Source organism: Corallococcus sp. 4LFB (assembly GCF_046520365.1).
In the GTDB taxonomy this organism is placed as follows: Bacteria; Myxococcota; Myxococcia; order Myxococcales; family Myxococcaceae; genus Corallococcus; species Corallococcus caeni.
The window spans coordinates 1-6,298 of record NZ_JBKGHJ010000476.1; the positions used below are offsets into that span (position 1 = coordinate 1).

The 6,298-nt window shown below is 72.1% G+C and carries 7 protein-coding genes and 1 pseudogene; 1 reads left to right on the plus strand and 7 read right to left on the minus strand.

Annotated features, from left to right (window positions below):
* Positions 1-143: 143 nt before the first annotated feature.
* A pseudogene (locus ACLEQD_RS34460) lies at positions 144-691 on the plus strand (isochorismatase family protein).
* Between the two features lie 28 nt (positions 692-719).
* On the opposite strand, the gene ACLEQD_RS34465 reads toward ACLEQD_RS34460, so the two are convergent.
* From ACLEQD_RS34465 to ACLEQD_RS34495, 7 genes are all read right to left on the minus strand, one after another.
* Positions 720-1,592 carry a metal ABC transporter permease gene (locus ACLEQD_RS34465; RefSeq protein WP_410389920.1) on the minus strand — a complete coding sequence of 291 codons (873 nt, stop codon included), beginning with the start codon at positions 1,590-1,592 and terminating at the stop codon, positions 720-722.
* Positions 1,573-2,394 carry a metal ABC transporter ATP-binding protein gene (locus ACLEQD_RS34470; RefSeq protein ID WP_410389922.1) on the minus strand — a complete coding sequence of 274 codons (822 nt, stop codon included), beginning with the start codon at positions 2,392-2,394 and terminating at the stop codon, positions 1,573-1,575. Before ACLEQD_RS34470 ends, ACLEQD_RS34465 begins: the two co-directional genes overlap by 20 nt.
* A complete protein-coding gene (locus tag ACLEQD_RS34475; protein WP_410389924.1) occupies positions 2,381-2,569 on the minus strand; it encodes a hypothetical protein in 189 nt (62 codons plus the stop codon). Before ACLEQD_RS34475 ends, ACLEQD_RS34470 begins: the two co-directional genes overlap by 14 nt.
* Positions 2,554-3,252, minus strand: a complete 699-nt coding sequence (locus ACLEQD_RS34480; protein WP_410389925.1) for a hypothetical protein — start codon at positions 3,250-3,252, stop codon at positions 2,554-2,556. The genes ACLEQD_RS34475 and ACLEQD_RS34480 overlap by 16 nt, the downstream gene beginning before the upstream one ends.
* A complete protein-coding gene (locus tag ACLEQD_RS34485) occupies positions 3,249-4,178 on the minus strand; it encodes a metal ABC transporter substrate-binding protein (protein ID WP_410389927.1) in 930 nt (309 codons plus the stop codon). Before ACLEQD_RS34485 ends, ACLEQD_RS34480 begins: the two co-directional genes overlap by 4 nt.
* A gap of 22 nt (positions 4,179-4,200) precedes the next feature.
* Complete coding sequence (locus tag ACLEQD_RS34490; RefSeq protein WP_410389929.1) at positions 4,201-5,568, minus strand: zinc-regulated TonB-dependent outer membrane receptor; 1,368 nt, start codon at positions 5,566-5,568, stop codon at positions 4,201-4,203.
* Positions 5,569-5,670: 102 nt separating this feature from the next.
* Positions 5,671-6,090 carry a hypothetical protein gene (locus ACLEQD_RS34495; protein ID WP_410389931.1) on the minus strand — a complete coding sequence of 140 codons (420 nt, stop codon included), beginning with the start codon at positions 6,088-6,090 and terminating at the stop codon, positions 5,671-5,673.
* Between the last annotated feature and the right edge of the window lie 208 nt (positions 6,091-6,298).

Below are 6,298 nucleotides of genomic sequence, written 5' to 3' on the forward strand. Positions count from 1 at the left end.
CGACGCGCCGGTGGACACCGCGCCCGCACCCCGGGGCGGGGAAGCGACCTGGACCGTTCACGGCGGCTGAGCGCACGCGCCGCCGCGCTTGACGAGAGGCGCGGCGTTCGCGTCACTAGGGGCCATCCTCCAAGGAGCCGCCCATGCCGTCGTTCCGCCTGAAGCCCGAGCAGGCCGCGCTGCTCGTCGTCGACATCCAGGAGCGCCTGTGCGCCGCGATGGACCGCGACGCCCTGGACCGCATGCTCGCGCGCACCGGCGCCGCCGTCGAGGGCGCGCGGGCCCTGGGCCTGCCCGTCATCGTCACGGAGCAGTACCCGCAAGGGCTGGGCCGCACGCACTCGCTCCTCAAGCTGCGCCTGGGGGAGTTCAAGCCGCTGGAGAAGATTGAGTTCTCCGCCGCCACGCCGGACGTGCTCTCCGTGCTGGGGGACCGCAAGCAGGTGCTGCTCACCGGCATGGAGACGCACATCTGCGTCTTCCAGACGGCGCGCGACCTGGCGGACAGCGGCCGGGAGCCGTGCCTGCTCGCGGACGCCGTGCTGTCCGCGCGGAGGAGGACCGCCGCGTGGGGCTGGAGCTGTGCCGCGACGCGGGCGCCCGCATCCTCACCGTGGAGTCGGCCCTGTTCGACATGCTGGGCCGCGCGGGCACGCCCGAGTTCAAGAAGGTGTCCGCCGCCGTCCGCTGAAGCAAAGGGACGACGGCGGAGCCGCCGCTCACGCCCCGCGCCTGAAGGGCACCTGCACCAGGCGCACGAGCATCATCAGCAGCACCAGCACCCCGGACAGGACGGTCTGCGAGCCGCCCACCGGGAAGTCGTAGAAGTACGCGAACAGGTAGCCGCCCGCGCCCGCGATGCCGCCCAGCACGGTCGCCGTGAAGAAGGTCCACGGCAGCCGCAGGTCCAGCACCAGCGCGGCGATGGCCGACAGCGTGGAGAACGCGAAGACGGGCAGGGCGCCCAGCGCCCGCGCGCACACGCCCACCATGATGCCGATGGACACCATCAACACCGTGTCCAGCAGCTTCACCGGCAGCCCCTGCACGGTGGCGCCGATGCGGTCGAAGCTCACGAAGGCGATGCCCCGGAACCACCACAGGTGCAGCACCATCAGCACCGCGCCCGCCACCGCCACCGCCTGGAGCTGATCCGGCGTCACCAGCACCGCGGTGCCGAAGAGGATGCCCTGGATGTCGTGCGCCTCCTGCGCGATGCGGTCGCCCACCAGGATGGCCGCGCCGCCCGCGAAGGCGAACGCGCACCCCAGCAGGCTCTCCCGGGACAGCCGCAGCCGCGCGGGCTCCACCATCAGCAGCAGCGTGGCCGCCACCGACAGCACCACCGCGCCAATCAGCGGATCCACGTGCACGCCCAGGTGGATCTCCGCGAAGAAGGCCAGCGCCACGCCCAGGCCCGCGGTGTTCGTCACCGCCGCGCTGACGAACACCATGCGCCGCAGCACGACGTAGACGCTGAGGAAGCCCAGCACGCACCCGGCGATGAGCGCGCAGAGGATGGGGTCGCGGAACAGCTCCCAGCCCGCCTGGAACTGTTCCCACTTCGAGGGCTCAAGCAGGGTTGTTTCCACGGTGGGGTCCCTGGGGCGCGCTGTGGCAGTAGTCGTCGCCGTACTGGCGGCGGAAGGCGGGGTGGCAGAACACGGTGCGCGCATCGCCCATGACGAAGCAGCGGTGCTCGCGGTCCACGAAGAGGATGACGTCGGCATGCTCGGCGGCGACGGACAGGTCGTGGCTCACCACCACCACGCCCAGGCCCCGGTCGTGCGCGAGCGCGCACAACCGCAGCATCGTCTGCTTCTCCGCCACGGCGTCCATCGCGGCGGTGGGTTCATCCAGCAGCACCACGTCCGCCTCCGTGGCGATGACCCGCGCCAGCAGCGCGCGCTGCTTCTCGCCGCCGGACAGGTCGCGGAAGGGCCGCTTCGCGATGCCGCGCGCGCCCGCCGTGTCGAGCGCCGCCTCCACCTTCTGCCGGTCCGCCTTGCTGGGGAAGGGCCGCAGGAAGTTCCACCCGGACAGCCGCCCCCAGCTGGTCAGCTCCCGCGCGTGCACGGGCAGCAGCGAGTCGATGGCGGACATCTGCGGCACGTACGCGCTGCGGATGTGCGGCGCGCCCAGGGTGATGCGGCCGGACACCGGAGGGATGAGCCCCAGCAGCGTCTTGAACCAGGTGCTCTTGCCGGACCCGTTGCGGCCCACCACCGCCACGAACTGGCGGCGGCGCACCACCAGGTCCATGGGCGGCAGGATGTCCTTGCCCCCGTAGCCGATGACGAGCTGCTCGCACTTCAAGAGCGGCTCGCCTGGCTCCGCTGGCGCCGCGGCGCGGTGTCCCCGGTCCAGCTCTGTCTCGGAATCACCGTGAGCCACGGTTCACCTCCGCGGTGGGGCTCAGGGCGGCCACCTTCTCCAGGAGCGCGGCGCGCACCGCCGCGTTCACGGGCGCGTCCAGGTCCACCACGCCGTCGGCGCCTGGCGTCGCGGCGGCCCAGTCCACCGCGTCGAAGAGGGCCGGCGTCAGCTCCAGCCTCAGGCCCAGCGCCACGCGCGGGGCGTTCTCACGGTCGGAGGGCACGTCCAGGTCGCCGGTGAGCACCGCCACCGGCGTGGCCTCCGCGCCCGCCACCGTCGCGGTGAGGCGGAAGGGCAGGGCCCCGGCGAAGCGCGCCGGACGCGGCCATCGCGCACGCTGCCCGTCATGCGCAGGCCGGTGACGGACCAGCGCCCGCGCGACAGCGTCGTCCTCCCCAGCTCGCACGCGGGCTCACAGGTGAGGCCGCGCGCCGCGGGCGACAGCAGGTCCAGCTCCGCGTCCACCGGGAGGTTGGCCACCGTCACGGTGGTGCTGCCACCGCCACCCAGCTCCGCCTGGATGTCCTCGTAGTCCACGAGCGCCCCGGAGTCGCTGTGGCAGTGCCCGTTGTGGCACAGCGTGTAGCCCGGCGGCGGGGAGGAGGGGTCGAACGTCGTGCCGCCGCCCCCGCCGGAGCTGGCCAGCAGGTCGATGCTGCCCAGGCTCACCGTGCCGGTGTCCAGGCGCAGCTGGAAGTCGGAGGCGAGCGCCTGGTAGCCGTCGCCCGCGTTCCGGCCGGACAGCGGCGTGTACGCGGCCTCGACGGAGGGCTCCAGCACCGCGAAGCCCTCGCCCGCGTCGAACGCGCACCCGGACACGAGCGCGAAGGGGAGCAGCCATGCTCTGGAAGAGAAGCGGGAAGAGAAGCGCCTCATGGCGTCATCCCCTTCCCGGCGAGGCCCTGCTCCAGCCGGGTCACCATCAGCTCCATGCGCTGCACGTACGTCTGGCCCGAGCGGAAGTCGGTGCCGCCGGGCAGCGTGACGAGCACGGCGGGGATCTTCGACGCCACGAGCCTCGCGATGTTGTCCGGGTAGTAATCCTCCCGGACCACCAGCCTCACGTTGTTCGCCTTGCCCTTCGCCAGCACCTTCGCGACGTGGGACGGGTTCGGCGGGATGCCCGGCTTGGGCTCCAGGAACGCGAGGGTGGTGAAGCCCAGCCAGTCCTGCAGGTACGCCGTCGTGCGGTGGTACGCGATGACGGGCACGCCCTTGAGGCCCGCCAGCCGCTTCTCCCAGCCCGCCTGCGCCGCCTGCACCTCCTGCGTGAACTTCGCGAGGTTCGCCTTGTAGGCGGCGGCGTTCTTCGCATCCAGCTGCGACATGCGCGCCTCGATGGCCGCCGCGACCTTCAGCGCCTGCCGCGGATCATAGAGGTAGTGCGGGTTGCCGCCGGGGTGCACGTCACCCTGGCTGCGGTCCACCTGCCCCGCGGGCACCTCCTGGAGGTTCACGGACCGCGACGCGTCCAGGTAGCCCGGGTTGCCCGTCTGGATGCGGCTGTTGCGCGCGCCCAGTTGGAGCGTGGGCAGCCAGCCGATCTCCAGGTCCAGGCCCGCGGCGATGAGCAGGTCCGCGCGGTTGAGCGCGAGCGCCAGGTTCGGCTTGGCGTCCACGAAGTGCGGGTCCTGCGTGGCCAGCGCGAGCGCGGTGACGTCCACCTTGTCCCCGCCCACGGCCCGCGCCAGCGCGGCCAGGTCCGGGAGGGTGGCGACGACCTTCAGGTCCGCGCGGGCGGGAACGGCGGTGAGGCTGACGACGGCGGCGCACATGGCCGCGAACAGGCGAAGGGAACGCATGGAAGGGCTCCGGAAGAAGGGGTCAGAACGCATGGGCACCGTGGGCGCCGGTCACGACTTCAAGGGCGAGGAAGGCCGAGTAGTCCGGCGACTCGCGCCAGCCCACGCGGTCCGTGGCGGCCTGCAGGCGCAGGCGGGAGAACTCCGTGGGCCAGAACGTCACCTCCGCGGTGATGCGCTGGCGGTCGGAGATCCACTCGGGGTCCAGCGGATCATTCGCGACGCGGCCCTCCTGCGTCTTCGCGGCCGTGCCGAACTCGTAGCGCACGCCCGTGGCCCAGCGGTTGGAGAAGCGCCACACCGTCTGCGCATAGCCGCCCCAGTCCGACAGCACGTCCTCCGGCGCCTGCCTGCGGCGGTAGAGCACCTCCGCCTGGAGCACCAGCTGCTGCGCGCTCTGCGACGTGATGGGCCGGAACTTCAGGTAGACGTCCGTGCCGTAGATGCTGGTGTGGTTGCGGTAGCCCGTGGCGTTGGGGCCCGTGGCGGCGGACAGGCCCCACAACAGCGACAGGTCGTCCGACAGCGGGAAGAACTGCTTCAGCGCGCCGGTGAGCTGGAAGTCCAGCGGCGACAGCACGCGCTCGTCCGAGCCGCCGAAGAAGCTGCGCGCGGTGGCCTCGCCCTTCGCGTCCGTGGCGCTGCCCACCACCTCCACGTACCAGGGCAGCGGCGTGAGCCAGGAGCCCTCCACGCCCAGGCCGCGGTTGCCCTCCGCGCCGAAGAAGCGGCTCATGACGAAGGGCTGATCCACGAAGTCCCACGCGTGCGGGTGCGTGGAGTTGATCCGCCCGAAGCGGGTGAGGAACTGGCCCGCGCGCACCTGGAGGTTCGCCGGCAGGTCCAGCGTGGTGACGTACGCCTCTTCAATCTCCACGCCGAACTGGCTGAAGACGAGGTTGCTGTCGAAGCGGAAGTACGGGTCGACCACGGAGCCGATGGACAGCTCCAATTGCTGCAGGTTGAAGCCGTTCTGCGTGGGGTCGTGCGCGCCGCCCTGCAGGGGCTCCTTGCTGGAGAAGGCCGCCAGCGCCATGTCCAGGATGAAGCTCAGGTTGAGGAAGTTGGTCCCGCCGGAGATGGCGTTGGGCAGCTTGAGCGGCGTCACGCCGGAGTCGTTCGTCGCGGTGGGCGAGGCCGGGGACGTGTCGCCGGACGGACGCGCGCGCGTGCTCGTGTCCGTGCCCAGCGCCTTCTCTATCTCCTCCATCTCCTCCGGGCTCAGCGCCGGCGCGTCCTCGGCGGGCGCGGCCTGGGCAGGGGCTTCAGCGGGAGGGGGAGACGCGGTGGAGGGGGGAGATGACTGCTGGGCCCAGGCGGCGGTCGCGGACAGCTGCGCGGCGAGCACGACGGCGAGGGCGCGGGGATTCCTGCGCGGAAGGGATGACACGGGGGGTGCTCCTCATGACCGGCCAATCGAGGAGCATGCGCATGCGCGCCCCACGACGACCGTCGACCTGATGACCTGCTTCACGGACACGACACGCGGGCGCTACGCGTGCGTCGGAGGCGAGGCCTTGGGCGCGATGTCGAGGATGGCGAGCGGCGCGAAGGAGCGGGGGGGCGCGGTGGCCGGGTGCTGGCGCACCACGCACGCTGAAGCGGAGGCGACGTCCGCGCCCTGGAGGGCCTCCACCTGCGGGGCGGCCGTGAGCAGCGGGCACGTCTCGTGGTTGAGGCCCGTCGCATCCGCCACCGCGGGCGGGACGGACGCGAGGATGGGGGCGCGCTCGGTGAAGCGGGACAGCGCCGGGTTCGCGCGCCGCGCGTCCTCTTCGAACGTCTGGTGCTGCGGACAGAACCGGTGCGCGTGCTGCTCCACGTGCAGCGCCAGACCCAGCGGCTGGGCACCCCAGAGCGCGGCGAGCAGCATCGCGGTGAGGCGGGCAAGGGTGTGGGCGCGCGAAAGCATCAGTGGGTCCCGTCTGGCTTACTGTCGCCCCCCGGGAGTGTCAAGGCAGGCAGGGGGCATCCCTCTTTCCTTCGGGTGTGTCTGACGCGGACGGGTTGTTTTCATTCCGGACGTCCCTCGTGGCCTCATCGGTTAGGTTGGGTGCGCTCCACCGTCACCCGCCCCGCGCCAGGAGTTCCTCCGCCCGTGCCCCCCTCCCGCCCCCGCC